The organism is Streptomyces sp. 13-12-16 (assembly GCF_002114215.1).
Classification (GTDB): domain Bacteria; phylum Actinomycetota; class Actinomycetes; order Streptomycetales; family Streptomycetaceae; genus Streptomyces.
Genome location: NZ_NCTE01001492.1, coordinates 1 through 627, shown reverse-complemented (window position 1 = coordinate 627; position 627 = coordinate 1). Strand labels below are relative to the sequence as shown.

Here is a 627-nt window from a genome sequence, read left to right as displayed (position 1 = left end):
CGGTGGGTCTCGCCGGCCGGCTCCAGCCGCCGGCCACCGCGACCGCCTCGCTGTGGACCCGGGGCGCCCTGCGTCCCATGCCCAAGGGCCACGTCATGGGCGTGCCCGGCACCGCCGAGGCCCTCGCCGGCGTCCTGTCCGACGAGGGGCTGGCCCGGATCGGGCGCGACGCCGACCTGCCCCGTACCGAGGTCGGCGACGACGTGGCCGTCGGCGAGTACGTGGCGGCGCGCGTCGGCCGCGAGGTCGTCGACCGCCTGGTGGAGCCCCTGCTCGGCGGGGTGTACGCGGGTGACGCGTACCGCATCTCGATGCGCTCGGCGGTCCCGCAGCTCTTCGAGGCCGCCCGGACCCACACCTCCCTCACCGAGGCGGTCCGCGGGATCCAGGCGAAGTCCGCCGCCTCGGCGCAGGCCGGCCCCGTCTTCATGGGCATCGCGGGCGGAGTGGGCACCCTCCCGCTCGCGGTCGCCGGCGCGCTGCGGGCGGACGGCGTCGAGATCCTCACCGGCACGCCGGTCACGGAGCTGCGCCGCGAACCGGAGGACGGCTGGCGGGTCGTCGCCGGGGACCGGGTCCTGCACGCCGACGCGGTCGTCGTCGCCGTCCCCGCCCCGGCCGCCGCCG

1 protein-coding gene is annotated in these 627 nt (G+C 78.5%); it reads left to right on the top strand.

Features of this window, described 5'->3' with window-relative positions; all coding sequences use genetic code 11:
- A partial coding sequence (locus B7767_RS43285; protein ID WP_179167567.1) for an FAD-dependent oxidoreductase occupies positions 1 to 627 on the top strand: 627 nt, incomplete at both ends.